Raw genomic sequence first — 15,331 nt, forward strand, 5'->3', positions numbered from 1 at the left:
TCCCGCCCTGGTGCGCGGCGAACACCCCTCCGCAGCTTTCACCTCTCGCTAGGCGGCGCCGCGCAACGAGAGGCAACCAGGAATCTACAGCGGCCGGTAGAAGTTTTCCTGGGCGAGAGGTCGGGGTATCGGTCCCAGAGAAGGGAGTGATCAACATGGCACCGCCTGGTCGGACCGGGGCTCGCGACCTGGCACGCTGGCAGCCTCACCGGAACTGGACGAGTGCCCGACCCCGTCGCTGCCCGCTGTCGACGACGACGAGACCGTCCGCGCGACGAGGTGCCGACCATCCGCGTGCCGAACCATCCGCGTGCCGAAGTCCGTGGCTGCCCCGGTGGATCGCCATCCCGCAGTTGACCGGGGTTGCCCACGTCCGTCGAAAGGGAGGATGACAATGACGACAACTCTCCGGTCGCCGGTCCGCCCGCCTCAGTCCCAGACCAGGGCGTGGCCCCAGCCGGCGGGCGACCATCTGTTCACGCCGCGCCGGAGGGCCGGGCGGCCCTCCTTCTCCGCGCTGCGCCGAAGCTGGAACGGCATCAAGACCGCGGTGCTGCTGGCCGGCCTGGGCGGCCTGCTGGTGCTGCTCGGCGCCCAGTTCGGGCAGGTCGGCGCGGTCGTCGGCCTGCTCCTCGGTCTGGCCGCGGTGGCCGGCTCGTACTGGTACTCCGACCGCCTGGCACTGATGGCCGCCCGCGCCGTCCCGGTGGGCCCCGACGACTTCCCGACCTACCACCGCATCGTGCGGGAGCTGACCGCCGAGGCCGGGCTGCCCATGCCGCGGCTGTACGTGACGCCGGACGCGCAGCCGAACGCGTTCGCCACCGGGCGCAACCCCCGGCACGCCGCGGTCGCGGTGACCCGAGGCCTGCTCGACCTGCTCGACGCCCGGGAGCTGCGCGCCGTGCTGGCGCACGAACTCGCGCACGTCGGCAACCGCGACATCCTGATCACGTCGGTCGCCGCGGCGCTGGCCACCGGCATCAGCTTCCTGGCCAACCTGGTCGGGATGCTCCCGTTCTTCGGGTCGTCCGAGGACGACGAGGACCCCGGCCCGCTCGCGGCGATGGTCGCTCTCCTGGTCGCGCCGATCGCCGCGGCGCTGCTGCAGCTGGCGCTGTCCCGCAGCCGGGAATTCGAGGCCGACCGCACCGGCGCCGAGCTCAGCGGCGACGGTCCCGCCCTCGCCAGCGCGCTGGCCAAGATCGACCGGGTCGCGCGGCGGCTCCCCATGCCGGTGGAACCGGCCCAAGCGTCGAAGTACCTGGTGCACCCGCTGGCCGGCGGTGCGTCATGGACGGCGCTGTTCATGACCCACCCGCCGGTCGAGAAGCGGATCGCCCGGCTGGTCGATCACCGGTGACCACGCTGGGGCCGGCGTCCTGCAGCGGCAGGCCGCCGGCCCCGTCGTCGGCGCCCGGGACGGAGATCGTTACCTGCGGAACAGGGACAGCACGACGCTCGCGACGACGGAGACGATGAGCATCGACACCACAGGGATGTACACGCGGGTGTTCTCCCGCTCGATCCGGATGTCCCCGGGCAGGCGCCCGAACCAGGACAGCCCACCAGACCAAGCCAAGACCCCTACGACGAGCACCGCGAACCCGACGACGACCAGCAGCGGACCGACATCCCGACCCATCCCCACCCCCAGCCATCCAACCCTCCTGCGAGGACAGTGACCGATTCATCGACGCGGGCTGCTTCATCGACGCGGGCTGCTGCCCGCGGCCGCCTCCCCCTCATGCTCATGCTGACGCAGCGAACCGGCGTGGGCCCGAGCAGTCGGATCACGGCGAACCTTGATGACGCTCGCCACGGTCGCCACCAGCAAGATGACAAGTATGACGGTGAGCGAGAGCCAGGTGGGCACCTCGGGCACCCGATCATCGATGGTGTGCCCCCAGTGCAGGACCAACTTGACACCGATGAACGCCAGGATCAGGGCCAATCCGGTGGACAGGTAGACCAGCCGGTCGAGCAGGCCCTTCACCAGGAAGTACAGCGCCCGCAGCCCGAGCAGGGCAAAGGCGTTCGCAACGAAGACCAGGTAAGGCTCCTGGGTGACGCCGAACACCGCCGGAATTGAGTCCAGGGCGAAGAGCAGATCCGTGCCCCCAATGGCCAGGAGCACCAGCAACAGGGGCGTGGCGACGACACGGCCGTCCAACCGGGTGAGCAGCTTGCCACCCACGTACTCGTCGGTGAGCGGCAACGTGCGGCGAGCGAGCCGCACGATGCCGTTGTCCTGAACCTCGGGGTCCTCGTTGCGGTGACGGAACAACTGCACCGCCGTCCAGAGCAGCAGCAGACCGAACACCAGGAACATGAACGAGAACAGACTCAGCAGGGCGGCACCGATGGCGATGAAGACCGCGCGCATGATCAGCGCGACGATGATGCCGAAGGTCAGCACCTTGTGCTGATGCTCCTCGGGGACCGCGAACGTCGTCATGATGACGGCGAAGACAAAGAGATTGTCGACCGACAGGCTCTTCTCCACGACATAGCCGGCGAAGTACTGCGCGCCGTACTCACCGCCCGCCCACGCGGCGAAGACCAGGCCGAAGACGATCGCCACGGCTATGTAGTACAGCGACCACGCGGCCGCCTCGCGAAAGCCCACCGCGTGTGGCCGCGCGGCGGCCAACGACAGATCCAGCGCCAACAGCCCCACGATCACGCCGACCGTCAGCACCCAGACGGCCGTGCTGATCTCCAGCACCCCGACCTCCCCGCGGCTCGCACAGCAGCTCGTCAGCCCCGACGTCACTCATCGACAGCGCCGAGCAGTGCCGGACCTCGAGGCCCCTCCTGATCAAAGGAGCCTGCGCCGGGGCGTCGCAGGGGCATTCTCGCATCACCCCCGAGGTCAACGCCCGCCGTGGCACCCACACGCGACACAGGGACACCGCCTGCTGGCTACGTAGCCCGTTCGCTGGTCGGCACGATCAACACCGGCCGCTGAGCCCGGTGGGCCACGGCCTTGGCGACGTTCCCGAGCAGGGTCTTGGGACCAGCCGATCGCCCGCTCGACCCGACCACGATGACTCCGGCGTGGTGCTGCCGGGCACAGCCGCACAACGCGTCGGCGATGCCATGCGCTCCACGTCCGCGCCTTGCCGCGGTCACGATGTCGGCCCCGGTGACGTCGACATCGTCGTCGTCACCGCTCTCAACCCGCACCCGAATCATGCGGCGCCCCACGAAGATCTCCGAGGCTCGCGCTCGAGCGTCAGCGGAGGCTGCCGAGCCGTCATCGCCGACCACAACGGGGCCCTCAGAGGCAGCCGCCCATTCCGCGGTGGTGAGGGGATGCGGCACCACCAGTACGGGCACCGGACTGACATGCAGGACCAGGTCGGAGACGCTTCCCAGCATCGCCTTCAGCCCGCTCAAGCCCCGTGCACCCACAACGACCATGGCGCTGCTGTGCTGCTCGGCCAGACGGGCGAACTGATATCCGACCCCGCCGAAGCAGCGCTCCACCAGCGGCTGCGCCGGCCATCCCGCGGGCTCGGCCACGGCAACTCCCAGTGCCGCCACTCGCCGAGCCTCCGCCAGGCCTTCCCGCTCCAAAGCCTCGCTCAGCTCGTCAACGGTTTCGGCCTCGCTACGCAAGCGATGACGCAGCTCCGGAAAGTCATAAGGGGGCTCCCACAGGTAAACCACGTGGGCTGCGGCCCCCGGCACCAGCCGAGCAGCTGCCTGGATAGCAGTGGCGGCGCTCAACGATCCGTCATAGCCCACCAGCACGGGCACCTCGGAGGCAACCATGTCGATCATCCAAGCAGTATGGCGAGAGGCGACCCGCATGGGGCCAACGGACCTGCAGGCAAAGTCGCTATGTACTACAGGGCTAAAGCGCTAGGCGACATCTGCAGTCTAGGGTCAAGTGGTCCGACCCGCCGACGGCTTGGGCGGTGGGCCAGACACAGCATCCATGGTGCCGTAGGCGACCCCGGCCAGGGGAAGGGGCTGCGGAGCGCTTGCGGGATTGAGCAACAACATGAAGCAGCTGTTCTGCAGCCGTCAGCCGCGGCGGTCTGGCTCAGGAATGCCGGCACGTTGAGGAACACCGCCAAGGCTTCGGCGTGCCCACCCATCCACTCCCGATCCGTCATCTGCACCCCCGCGCGGAAGAGCGTGCCCCAGCGGCTGGCGGGCCTTGACAGAGAGGTGTCGTGGCGCGCTGGTGGCGGACCGACGAGCAGGACGTCGAGGCGGCGCAGACCCTCGAGTCGATGCCGGTGGCGCTTCTCGAGCTTTACACCAACTGTGCGTGCGCTTGGTCAACACGCAGGTCAGGGCGCTGGTCGGCTACGCGCGTGATGAGCTTGTTGGGCGGTCGCACTCGGAGGCGTTCCCATCAGGCAGCATTCACATGGCCGTGCTCGAGGCTGGGCCGATGAGCGCGATGCCCTACAAGACCACGGCGAGCCAGCAGCCAGTGCCGGGACGACCCCCCCGGTACCAGAATCCGGACCGGACAGGTCATACGGAACGCCCTTTACGCGCCATCCCACCTTGACTGCACCGTGTTCCGGTGAGATGTGCCGCGATCGTGTCCGCTGGTGACACGATCGCGGCCGTCCTAACCTGCAGGCGTGCCCGATTCGCGACCGGTCACCGAGGTCGACGCCGCGCGCATCCGCGCCGCTGTGGCGGCCGTGCACAAGGCGCAGCAGGCGCTGGAGAAGGCCGTGGCACAGGCGCTGAAGAACGGCGCGTCGGTGCGGTCGGTCGCCGAACTGGGTCTGTCGGCGAACACGGTGCAGAAGTACGGGCGGGCACACGGCTGGCCCACCGCGGAGAACCGCGAACGGTTCTACGAGTCCCGCTACGACCGCGAAGAGCGGGAGGCCGCGGCCGACTCGCGGCGATTCACGGCGACTGTAGGGCGGCCCCACCAGCAGCGGCGCCGTGCCGGTGAGGCCTGACCGCGCGAGGCTCGGTGCTGAACTTCGTCGGCTGGCCGTGACGCTACGTGGCCTTTCCCCCTCACGCGGTGATCGAGGCAGGCGGTGACACGTTCACCGCGCGGCCCCCGTGGTGCGGGTAGGTTGCCCTCAGACGCCCGGGATATTCGAGCGTCAACCGTGCGTCCAACAGCGGCGTACCCAAGCGGACCCAGAAGGGTCCGCGGCCGAGGTCGCCACCGCCAGCCCCCGGTATCAGCAGACCGGAGGGCCCGCCGTGGCCGGCAACCAAGACCAGCAACCCATCGCCCCCGCCGAAGCGCTGGAACGCCTGGGCCGGCTGTCCCTGCGGGAGCTGTCGATGGACACCCTGCTGCAGACGGTGGCCGACCTGACCAAGACGGTCATGCCCGGCAACCCCGAGGCCTCGGTGTTGCTGCTGGTCAAGGATCGGCCGACCACGGTGGTCTCCACCGGTCGGCTCGCCACTGACCTCGATGAGACGCAGTGCGACGAGGGGCACGGTCCCTGCCTGCACGCGGCCCGCACCGGCGAAGTCACCGTGGTTCCCGATACCCGCGCCGATGACCGGTGGCCCGACTACCTGCCACGCGCCGTGGAGCACGGCAACCTCAGTTCCCTGTCGATCCCGCTGGTGATCGACCCGGACGAGCAGGTCACCGGGGCGCTAAACATCTACGCCCGCCGCCCGCACGCCTTCGACGAGGCCAGCCGGTCGGTGGCCACCCGGTTCGCGCCCTACGCCGCGGTCGCCGCCGGCAACCTGTACGCCTATCAGACCGCGCGGGACATGGCCGCCAACCTGCAGACCGCGCTGGAGTCCCGCACCATCATCGACCAGGCGAAGGGCATCCTGATGGAGCGCTACAAGCTGAGCGCCGACCGGGCCTTCCAACTGCTGGCTCGGGCCTCGATGACGACCAACCGGAAGCTCCGCGACATCGCCGACCACCTGGTGCGAACCGGCGAGCTGCCGATGCCCTGACCCCACGGGGGAACCAGCCGTCCACTACCGCAGGGCTCAGCCAAGACGCTGCCGAGCCCAAGCCCCCGGGGATCCTCGTCATCCGCCGCCACCTCCCGGGAGGTGGCGGCGGCCAGGCCCCGCCGCTCCAGACGCACGGGGCGGCGGGGCCGCCCTTTGTCTCACACCCAGAAGCCGGGCCTCCCGCCACGTGCCCCGACGCCGGAACCTCTCCTTTGTGCGCCGACCGACCCCGGCCTCCTCGGCGGCCGCCCTCCGATTAGGAGGTGAAGACCCCGTCGAGCCCACGTTGCCTACACCGGAAAACGAAGGAGTCGCCCCCGAAGCGCACACCCGGATCACGCATCAAGCGGCCCGCATTCGCCGCCTGGATGTCGACCAAAATATCCGCCCCCGAGCGTCTCCCGGCGGGAGCGGGCATGGTGACACCCCCGGCCCCGGTCGCGCCTGATCTCTTCGGCTGGTTCCCTGTTCCCCAGTACCGCGCACAGTCCACGATGGGGCGCTGAGGTGAGCGGAGGATATGACCGAGGTGTCCGAGTCCTGGGCGCAACTGCCGCCACCCCAGGTTCATGGCGAAATCTGGCAGCGGGACTTGTCCTCCGTGGCTCAGCTACCCGCGGCACGAGCCGCCCTACGTGACATGTTGGCCACCTCCGTGCCCGCTCATGCCGATGATTCGCTGGAGGAGCGATTCCTGCTCACCTTTGAAGAGCTGGCTTCCAATGGGCTGCGACACGGCGGGCGCCCGGTGCAAGCTCGCGTGGTCGTCGCTGAAGACGGTCTGCTCATCGAGGTCAGCGACTCGGTGACCGAGCGACCGCCGAAGCTAGCCGTAGGGCGAGATCCACGTTTCGGCGGCCTGGGCCTGTACTTGGTGTCCCGCCTCACCTCAACGCACGGTTGGCACATCGCCGCCGGCCGAAAACATGTCTGGGCCTGCTGCCGGTAACGCGACGCCGTCTCACACAGGAAGAGTCCGGCGCATGCGAGATTGTTCAGCTTCCGTGACCGGGCCACGACCGCCGCGCCGGCGGGAAATGAACCAGCTCGGAATTGACGCCCCCTCGCTGGAGTGCGCGCCCCGAGAGTGGACCGCTGTGGGGACAGAGCGCGGCCTCTGTTGCAGCCGTCGAGGAAGCCGACGAAATTGTTCCTGACCGATGATCGTTCGGCCTGTTGGCGTCGAAGTGCACGCCGGCATCCCCATTGCCGCCAACCCCATCGTCGACGGGGGCACCCGAGAGTCTCTATGAGGCCGCGCAATTCACTGGGCCAAGAGGTGAGGCGCGTCGTGTCCCTACCGAGGCCGCTGACCGCCGTCCAGCGGGCCGGGCTTCGAGCCATCGGTGCCGGCGCGCGTCGACGCCTCGCGAGGCGTCGAAGGGCCGGTTGGTGGACGGTCTGCACGTGGGGCAGCAGAGGACAGCCCGACAGTCGACGAACCGATAGATGACGGACTGGTAGACGGGGCGGCAGCGCGCGGGCCGAGCGGTGACTGCCCGGCGGCCTGCCCACGGGCAGACTCGGGCTGCGCGGTGCTGACTGGCGCGGCCGTGGGCAGGGGTTTCTTCCCATAGCGGCTGCCGATGGTCACCAGTAGCCACACGACGCCGGAGATGAGGAAGAGGTTGCGCGGCACGGCAACGCCGGAGAATCCCAGCACGAAGGGGGTCACGATGAGCAAAAGCGCCAACACCACGTCGAAGAGGACATGTACCGCCGGCGGCAGCTGCTTCACCAGACCGGTCGGGCTCTCGCTGGTGGCGGCGATGACAAGGAAGACGACTCCGGAAGCGATCGAGGCCGCCGTCGCCAGCCCCTCATCGGTGAATCCGAAAAGGAACGGTGCGGCGACGAACAGGACGCCAACCAGGTACTCAAGCAGGCCCTGTAGGGCCTGAGGGATGGGACCCTCGCGCAGCATGCACACAGCGTAGGCCCAACTCGCATCGCACAGTGACCGAGGAATCGCGTTCATCATCAGCCGGTGTTCGGCGATGCGGCCGCAGCCGGAGTTGGCACTCGATCCGGCCGGCCTTGCGGCCGGCGAGGTCATTCGGTGCGGATGGGACCGCGGGTGGAGGTGCCTCGGGGGGATCGGCTCACGCCGCATCGTGAAAGGACTGTGTCCGGAAGGATTGCCCTGGAGGGAGGCCACCACTGGTCGGGGGCCGCCACCAGTAGGCTGCGGCGAGACTGCCTGGCTCGCCCAGTACGTCGTGGCAACGCCAACTCTGTCAAGTCGCTGCTCCTTGGGGCTCGGGCGGACGTTGCGCCCTGCCGTTTACTCACACGGGGGCCTCTGCCGCGACCGGCATGGCGCTGCAGCCGCGTTCGGCGGCGTCGATTGACGCGTCCTCCCTGGGAGTGGCCACCTGGGTACACCTAGGACCTGTCTCTCAATGGCGTAGCCACAGCAGGATCGATGCGAGGACGACGGCGCCGCGGAAGACCGTGGCGTGTTTGTCGTAGCGGGTAGCGATACCGCGCCAGTTCTTGAGCTGGTTGAAGGCCCGCTCGACGACGTTGCGACCGCGGTAGGCGGCCTGGTCATAGCTGATCGGGCGGCCGCCGGCCGAGCCGCGTCGCCGCCGGTGGCCGGCCTGGTCGGACGGTTCGGGGATGACCGCGGTGATGCCCCGGGCCCGGAGGTGAGCGCGGTGGCCGCGGGCGGAGTAGGCCTTATCGGCCAGCACCGCCTGCGGGCGGGTCCGCGGGCGACCGGGGCCGCTGCGGGGAACCCGGATGCCGGCCATCAGTTCATCGAAGACCGGCGAGTCACCTCCCTGACCAGGGCCGATGAGTACGACCAGAGGCCGACCCTGGCCATCGACGGCCAGATGAGTCTTGGTCGACAGCCCGCCGCGGGAGCGACCGATGCCGTGATCAGCCGGCTCCAGACACCGATTCCTGTAGTTCGGGTGAGCCCCCCGGGGTCCGGGCGGCGGTCGCGCCATGCTGATGCACCCGGCTGATCGAGGAGTCGACCGCCACCCGCCAGTCCAGCCGCCCGGCGGCGTCGGCCTGAGCCTGCAGCGCGGTCAGGATCCGATCCCAGGTGCCGTCGGAGCTGAACCGGTGGTGGCGCTTCCACACGGTCTGCCACGGCCCGAACTCCGGCGGCAGATCACGCCAGGCGCACCCGGTCCGGTATCGGAAGAAGATCCCCTCGAGCACCTGACGGTGATCCCGAAAGGGCCGCCCCCGCACCCCGGCCGAGCTGGGCAGCAACGGCTCCAACTCCGCCCAATCCACCTCAGCAAGCACCGCTGAACGCGTCATCCGCTCACCATCGACGACACTCACGCGCGGATTTGGGAGACACGCCCTAGGCGCGCGGCGTAGGCAGGGAGGTCAGCACTACGAGTGCTGACGCCAAGCACAGGTGGGCGAACCACAGGAGGACGTCATTTCTGTGCATCAGCGACATTCCGCCTCCCACTGTTGCAGTACGGCAACGTTCGGCCTGATTCGAGAACTGTCACGGGTAGCACTTGATGGTCATCGATCGAACGACCGACAAGGATCCCTATGACTAGCCATCCCCGGCACCGCAGGCGCACGCTCGCTGCCGCAACGCTCGTGGTGACGCTATCGCTCAGCGCCTGCAGCCAGGACAACCCCGTCGCCGACGAGGGCAGCGAGGTCCCCGGCGGCGCCGTCGGTCCGGACGAGGCGGTGAACGAGGACGTCAAGCTGCTGCAGGTTCAGCTCGAGTATCCGCTCGATGGCGTTTACGAGGAGGGCGAGGACGCTCGGCTGTTTCTCAGCATCGCCAACACCGGCAGCGAGGAGGTCGACCTCGTGGACGTGCGCGGCCCCGATTTCCTCGACGCCACGCTCACCGTCGACGGGCGGTCGGCGGCAGCGATCACCGTGCCGGGCAACGACAACGTCTACGTCGGGGCGGAGGGAGCGCCGTCAATCGTGCTCGAGGACCTGCAGACGGAGCGGCGCTCGTCGCAATCCATCCCCGTCACGTTCGTCTTCGAGAACGCCGGCCAGGTGACCATCGATGCCATGGTCGCCGCCGAGGGACAGAACCCGACGCCGACGTTCGATTTCCCCGATCCCGCCGAGGACGTCAGCCCCGACAGCTGATCCGATAGGGGTTCCACACGCGGGTCTCCACCGGCAGAGGGGCTCGCTGCCGCGGCAGGTTTCGGTCGAGGAACCGCGCCGTGCCGGTGATGGTCCGGGCCTCAACCGCCGCGTGGTGGGCATCGCCGGCCACTTCCGGCCCGAACGGCGCTCCCTGCGAGGGGAGGTCGAGAACTCTGGGAGGGGCCGGAGCCCGATCGACGAGGCGGACCTCACCTTGCGGACCGCTCTCTTCTTGAGGCGCGGTCCCGTCAGGAGGGATCCCCCACGGCTGACCCTTGAATCGCTCGACGCCTGACCGGGCGTCGCCCTGCAAACGGGGCACGATATGCGGACAACCGGACACGTACGGCACGTCACCGGGTGGGCGCGGAACCGCCGAGACTAGCCACTTTGCCCGGAAGACCCCCCGGCTCCGGCCGAAATCCATGATCCATCGCCGATGAGGCCGCGTGGCCGTCGAGGGCTTCCGTGGCGAGCCGGCGGCCGAGGTCGATCATCTCCTCGGCTCGGTGGAAGTCCAGGGTCCGGCAGGACGCTTTGGGGACGGTGATGAGCAGGTCAGGAGGATGGCCGGCGAGGGTGTACCTCATCACCACCGTCTGCAGGGCCTCGAGGGACATCTCCATCACGTCGAGCAGGCGTAGCCCGGCGGGTAGTGCCTCGAACAGTTCCTCCACCGCCTCGTCGGTCAGCTCGTCGTCGCTGGCCACCGGTGCGGTCCCACGCAGGCGGCCGAGGCGTGCCGCGAGTGCGCGGATGACCTGGCGGTCGAGGACCTGGGTAGAGGTCCGTCGCAGGCCCTGGCTCCCATCCTCCGCTGCCGACGTTCTCCGGACTGAGGCACCGACCGCCGGGGGTGCCTGCTGACCGGACAGCGAGACCGCCACGGTCACATCGGCTCGCGCGGCCGCGGTGGCCGCGATCGGTAGCGGGTTCAACAGACCGCCGTCGGCGAGCAACCGACCGTGCATCATCACAGGGGCGATGAAACCGGGCAGCGCGATGGACGCACGGATGGCCGCGTCCAGCGGTCCCTCCTGGAACCACACCTCCCTGCGCGCGCGGAGGTCGGTGGCGACTGCGGTGAACGGGATGGGCAGGTCCTCGATGAGCGCTCCGGCGAGGATCTCGTTGACCTTGGCGAGGATCCGTTCGGCGCGGATGGCTCCCGGTGCCTTCGTGGACAGGTCGAGTAGACGGAGCACGTCCCGTTGCCCCAGGTCGCGAACCCACTCCGAGTAGGGGCCGAGACCGCCGGCGGCGTGGAGGCCGCCGATCAGCGCGCCCATGGAGGTGCCGGAAATGCTGACGATCTCGCAGCCGCGTGCTTCGAGCACCTCGATGACGCCGATGTGGGCATACCCTCGGGCCCCACCGCTGCCCAGCGCGAGCGCGACGCGGGTCCGTTGGGCCACGAGCTCCATGGTATCGGTGCTCGCGTGGCGCGCCGTCCAACGGAGCTTTCCCCGCAACTGCCCGAGACAGCGCGACAAGCGGCGGTAAGGCATGAATCGTGTCGCTGTGACTGTGACGTGACTGCTGCAATGGCCTGCCCGCGTTCTCGGTGTGATCATGCCGACCGCCGACGTTGAAGGCAGGGTTCCTCACGCCTCCTGCGGCGATCACCGAGGCTGCCTTCCGCCGTCGTCGTAGTCGCGAGCCAGCTTGAGCACCTCACGGTGCCCCCCGTGGGTTGGAGCCGACCGTGGCGCAGGAGTCTTCCGGCTGGGAACCACTCCGCCACCCGGGCAGATCGCGCCGTGTGAGCCCGCCGATGATCAGAGTCTTCGACATCGTGCTCCATCCCAGTCCCGGCCGACCGTGATGGCATCGGCGGTGGCCTTCCCGGCTCTTCGGGCACCCGCCAACCGTCGCCTGACCGATCGCATCAGGCACCGTGGACACACGGAACCCCGCCGATATGGGTACGGCTGCAATGTAGGTCGGACGCGCCCCTCACCGAGGCGCGTGTCCCTTCAGGTTCAGACGCCGGCTGCGCTGGTCGAGCTGAATGCGGCTGCCTGGGCCGACTCAGGGCGGACCACCATCACCGGGCACGGCGCATGAACCACACAGTGCAGGGCAACCGAGCCGAGAACCATACCGACCAATCGGTTGTGGCTCCGACTGCCCACGACCAACAGGGCAGCTCCGTCGGCTCTCCGTACCAGCACATCACCAGGAGCGCCGTCCTCGGCGACAACGCGCACCGCTACGCCGGCCTCCTCCCCCAGCACCTCTGCAACGATGGCCTCGCCTCTGCGCTGCGCCTGCTCGAGCGTCTCCCCGACGGGCACCGCAGTCACCGCGTACAGCTCGCTCCAGTAGGACACCGGCTGGTAGACGACCACCGCCTCCACCTCGGCACCGAGCCGTCCGGCCTCCTGCACCGCCCGGGCAAGAGCGGCCCGCGACATGTCCGAGTCATCGACACCCACAACGACCCGCCCGGCCGCCGGCTGTGGTGTCGGATGCACCACCACGACGGGGCAGGGCGCATGGGTTGAGCAGTGCAGCGCCACCGAGCCAAGAAGAGTGCTCCGAACGCCCCCCCGACCGCGACTGCCCACCACCAGCAGCTGGGCCCCCGCCGCCCGCTGCACCAAGTGCTCAGTCGGTGGACCCGGCAACACGACGACATGCACCTGGATGGCCTCGGCTCCCTTCACCGTGGCCACCGCTGGTTCACTCATCACCTCGTTGAGGAGCGCGCGGACCCGCGCGTCGGTGTCTGACTGGATGCTCTCGATGCGCCCGGGGTCCAGGAGGTACGGATCGACCCAATAGAGATCGGTGACGGGAAAGGTGCTGACCACCTCGAGGAAAGCGTCGGACCGAGCGGCGGCTGCCAGCGCCCAGACCAGTGCGGCACGTGCGCCCGGAGACCCGTCAACTCCCACAACGATCCGAGCCGCCGGCCGGTCTCCGGGCAGGTCAGCGGCGTCTGGGGCCGGTTCCGCCGTCATCGGGTCACTGCTCACCAAGAATTCCCCTTCCGCTCATCGACACACCCGGCGGCTACAGCCTCCACGGCTGCGCTATCCAAGGCACGGACCCACCTCTCGCCGCTAGACACCCTGCCCTTCAGGGACATGTCCAGGCTACGGAAATCCACTGACCTCAGTCGATGCTTCGCCGCACCCTGTCGGAAATGGGCCGACCCTGCTCGTACCCAGCGTTGTCGAGCGATTCCCAGGAGAGGTGCACAGACCGCGACCGGGAGACCGACGAGATCCGAGCCGACGTCTTCGAAGGCGCCGGCCAGCGCGGTCACGTCGGTACTGACATTCTCTCGACCCGGACGAGCAACGCGAAGATGGCACAGCATAGGTACTGAGATTCGGGTGCTGAGATTCGGGTGCGGTGACGGTCCGGCCCCTGCGTCGTGCGGTCGGAAGATCAGCGGACCGATTGCCCCGTAATCCGTTGGGCCTCCCCGTAGAGGTCGGCGTCGACCTGTACCTCGTACTCGGCAGCCTCCAGCGCGGTGACGCTGGAGAAGTCCCGCCGCCCACCCGTGGCCCAATGGCCGACGAAGCCGGCGATCGCGCCGAACACGGCACCGATGAGGACGGTGGTCAGCAGCACGCCCCACCAGACGGGGCCGATGGTGAAGATCGCGAATAGCAGGGCGATGAACAGACCGATCCAGGCACCGGTGCCGGCGCCGTAGACGGCCGCTTTGCCCTTGGTCATCCGGCCGGTGACCGTTTCCACGCTGCGGACGCCGTTGCCGACAATGCGCGTGCGCTCGACCGGGAAACCGGCGTCGGACAGCTGATCGATCAGGTGCTGAGCGGCGGGATAGCTCGGAAAGCGAGCCAGGGTCAGCATTCGCCTACCTGCGGCGGTGGTCTCGCCGTCGTACGGGGTGCCCTGTGGGGTGACGTCCATGTGACTCCTCCGAGGCGATGGACATTCGGCCGACCGGTTCGGTGCCATTTCCGTATGAGCTGCCGAGGCCAGATAGCCTACCGAAGCGGGTGAGGATGTTCCCGCGGACAGGCACCGCAATGCTCGGGCCGGCCTGAGCCGGATGCTGCATGGGCTGCCGATCGGCTGTGACCGCCCCCATGCCCCGGGGCATCCGCCGTCACCTTTCAGACCGCTCGGCGCCGTCCACTCCGTTCACCGACGCCCGCACCGGCACCGGGGCCTTCGCCAACGACTGGGCCGAAAGCTGGACCGCCCTGCTCGACTGCAACACCGTTGAGACCCACACCGTCGGCGCCAACCGAGCGCTCGCCCCCCATCAAGGGGTTCCATCCGTGTTCGGTGCGAGAGGGCACAGATGACGGGGCTGCTGCCGCTGGTCTGGTCGGCGGCAGCAGCCCCGCCCCCCGGGGTTCCGATCAGACCCGGGATGAGCGACCGGAGATTGCATGCCGAACCGGGCCCATGGCGATCGCCAGGCCGGCGAGAGCGCTGACCAGGTGCAGCCAGTTGTCAGCCCAGTTGATGCTGAGGAAATTCAGGGGTTCCTCGTTGCCCACGGCGAACAGGCCGTAGATGAAGGCGGCACCGTAAGCTACCGCCAGCAGCCAACCATAGGCTCGCGCCTGGCTAAGCGTGCGCGCCAGCACCAGACCCGCGACACCGATCAGAATGTGCACCACGTTGTGCAACGGGTTGATGGAGAATCCAATAAGCGTCTCGTCGGTGTGCTCGGCGAAGTCGTCGAAGCCGGTGATGAAGAACCCGATGATCCCGATGAGCAGATAGATGGCGCCAATCGCCGACGCCAGTATTTGCGGCCAGGTCATGCCGCCACGGTCTGCGGCGGTGTGACCTCCTCGAGGTGCGGACATGTCTCCTCCCGTGTGAGTTGCGATGGCCCGGGCCGCAGGGTCCGAGCCATCCTTGCTCTACCTCACTCGCCAGCAGTGGAAACGAACTGCCGGGGCGACAAGAGCGTGCTGGACTCGTCGCCTTCGGCGGAGCCCGGGCCATGCACCGGCGCAGGTCCTGCCTTCGAGGCGGCCCTCCCCGCGCTACTGACGATCGGCACAATCCACCGACGACGGCGCATTACAACGTTGACCGACCAGACTCCTCGACTGGCATCAACCGATGCGGCCCTCGACGGCGCGGCGCCCCTCCCCCACATCCCGACACCCAGCCTTCAAGATCGCCAGCCGACCCACCTCTTGCTCACTTGTCCGGCGTCGTCCCCCCGACTTCGTCTATTCCTCCGGGCGGAGCTCCAATTGATCGAGGCTGTGCTGGCAAAGAACTGCCGTAGGAGGTGGCGTGGAAGTCCACTGGCACGGCGCCCGGTGCCGGGGGTCATGAAGGG

14 protein-coding genes are annotated in these 15,331 nt (G+C 68.6%); 5 read left to right on the top strand and 9 right to left on the bottom strand.

Annotation, left to right across the window (positions count from 1 at the left end):
* Nucleotides 1-394 precede the first annotated feature (394 nt).
* Nucleotides 395-1,363 (top strand): M48 family metalloprotease, encoded by a 969-nt coding sequence (locus tag RTG05_RS20045; RefSeq protein ID WP_315912079.1) that lies wholly within the window; start codon nucleotides 395-397, stop codon nucleotides 1,361-1,363.
* A gap of 69 nt (nucleotides 1,364-1,432) precedes the next feature.
* On the opposite strand, the gene RTG05_RS20050 is transcribed toward RTG05_RS20045, so the two are convergent.
* The 3 genes from RTG05_RS20050 to RTG05_RS20060 all read right to left on the bottom strand — a co-directional run bounded on the left by RTG05_RS20050 (nucleotide 1,433) and on the right by RTG05_RS20060 (nucleotide 3,789).
* The gene (locus tag RTG05_RS20050; protein ID WP_166526578.1) at nucleotides 1,433-1,645 is read right to left on the bottom strand and encodes a DUF2905 domain-containing protein; all 213 of its coding nucleotides are present in this window, start codon (nucleotides 1,643-1,645) and stop codon (nucleotides 1,433-1,435) included.
* 63 nt (nucleotides 1,646-1,708) lie between these two features.
* The gene (locus RTG05_RS20055; protein WP_166526579.1) at nucleotides 1,709-2,728 is read right to left on the bottom strand and encodes a TerC family protein; all 1,020 of its coding nucleotides are present in this window, start codon (nucleotides 2,726-2,728) and stop codon (nucleotides 1,709-1,711) included.
* Between the two features lie 197 nt (nucleotides 2,729-2,925).
* A complete protein-coding gene (locus tag RTG05_RS20060) occupies nucleotides 2,926-3,789 on the bottom strand; it encodes a universal stress protein (protein WP_208104684.1) in 864 nt (287 codons plus the stop codon).
* 821 nt (nucleotides 3,790-4,610) lie between these two features.
* Here RTG05_RS20060 and RTG05_RS20065 point away from each other — a divergent pair.
* From RTG05_RS20065 to RTG05_RS20075, 3 genes are all read left to right on the top strand, one after another.
* Nucleotides 4,611-4,943, top strand: a complete 333-nt coding sequence (locus tag RTG05_RS20065) for a hypothetical protein (protein ID WP_166526580.1) — start codon at nucleotides 4,611-4,613, stop codon at nucleotides 4,941-4,943.
* Nucleotides 4,944-5,283: 340 nt separating this feature from the next.
* Nucleotides 5,284-5,928: a GAF and ANTAR domain-containing protein gene (locus RTG05_RS20070; RefSeq protein WP_166529320.1), complete on the top strand. Its 645-nt coding sequence runs from the start codon at nucleotides 5,284-5,286 to the stop codon at nucleotides 5,926-5,928.
* Nucleotides 5,929-6,451: 523 nt separating this feature from the next.
* The gene (locus RTG05_RS20075) at nucleotides 6,452-6,880 is read left to right on the top strand and encodes an ATP-binding protein (RefSeq protein ID WP_166526581.1); all 429 of its coding nucleotides are present in this window, start codon (nucleotides 6,452-6,454) and stop codon (nucleotides 6,878-6,880) included.
* 348 nt (nucleotides 6,881-7,228) lie between these two features.
* Here RTG05_RS20075 and RTG05_RS20080 read toward each other — a convergent pair whose 3' ends face one another.
* Nucleotides 7,229-7,855 carry an SPW repeat domain-containing protein gene (locus RTG05_RS20080; RefSeq protein WP_166526582.1) on the bottom strand — a complete coding sequence of 209 codons (627 nt, stop codon included), beginning with the start codon at nucleotides 7,853-7,855 and terminating at the stop codon, nucleotides 7,229-7,231.
* Between the two features lie 475 nt (nucleotides 7,856-8,330).
* Nucleotides 8,331-9,213, bottom strand: a protein-coding gene (locus RTG05_RS20085; protein WP_166529321.1) for an IS5 family transposase whose coding sequence is annotated in 2 segments (ribosomal slippage) — nucleotides 8,331-8,829 and nucleotides 8,828-9,213 — 885 coding nt in all. Because the reading frame shifts where the segments join, the coding sequence is not laid out codon by codon here.
* Between the two features lie 249 nt (nucleotides 9,214-9,462).
* Here RTG05_RS20085 and RTG05_RS20090 point away from each other — a divergent pair.
* A complete protein-coding gene (locus RTG05_RS20090) occupies nucleotides 9,463-10,032 on the top strand; it encodes a copper chaperone PCu(A)C domain-containing protein (protein ID WP_315912080.1) in 570 nt (189 codons plus the stop codon).
* A 356-nt stretch (nucleotides 10,033-10,388) separates the two neighbouring features.
* Here the strand turns inward: RTG05_RS20090 and RTG05_RS20095 are convergent, their stop codons facing one another.
* The 4 genes from RTG05_RS20095 to RTG05_RS20110 form a co-directional block, all read right to left on the bottom strand.
* Nucleotides 10,389-11,459 carry a patatin-like phospholipase family protein gene (locus tag RTG05_RS20095; protein WP_166526584.1) on the bottom strand — a complete coding sequence of 357 codons (1,071 nt, stop codon included), beginning with the start codon at nucleotides 11,457-11,459 and terminating at the stop codon, nucleotides 10,389-10,391.
* Nucleotides 11,460-12,017: 558 nt separating this feature from the next.
* The gene (locus RTG05_RS20100) at nucleotides 12,018-13,016 is read right to left on the bottom strand and encodes a universal stress protein (RefSeq protein WP_166526585.1); all 999 of its coding nucleotides are present in this window, start codon (nucleotides 13,014-13,016) and stop codon (nucleotides 12,018-12,020) included.
* A 418-nt stretch (nucleotides 13,017-13,434) separates the two neighbouring features.
* On the bottom strand, nucleotides 13,435-13,929 hold the full coding sequence (locus RTG05_RS20105; protein ID WP_166526586.1) for a YflT domain-containing protein: 495 nt from the start codon (nucleotides 13,927-13,929) through the stop codon (nucleotides 13,435-13,437).
* A 458-nt stretch (nucleotides 13,930-14,387) separates the two neighbouring features.
* Nucleotides 14,388-14,798 carry a DUF4383 domain-containing protein gene (locus RTG05_RS20110; RefSeq protein ID WP_315912081.1) on the bottom strand — a complete coding sequence of 137 codons (411 nt, stop codon included), beginning with the start codon at nucleotides 14,796-14,798 and terminating at the stop codon, nucleotides 14,388-14,390.
* Nucleotides 14,799-15,331 lie beyond the last annotated feature (533 nt).

Origin of the sequence: Geodermatophilus sp. DSM 44513 (genome assembly GCF_032460525.1) — a bacterium.
Taxonomy (GTDB): Bacteria; Actinomycetota; Actinomycetes; order Mycobacteriales; family Geodermatophilaceae; genus Geodermatophilus.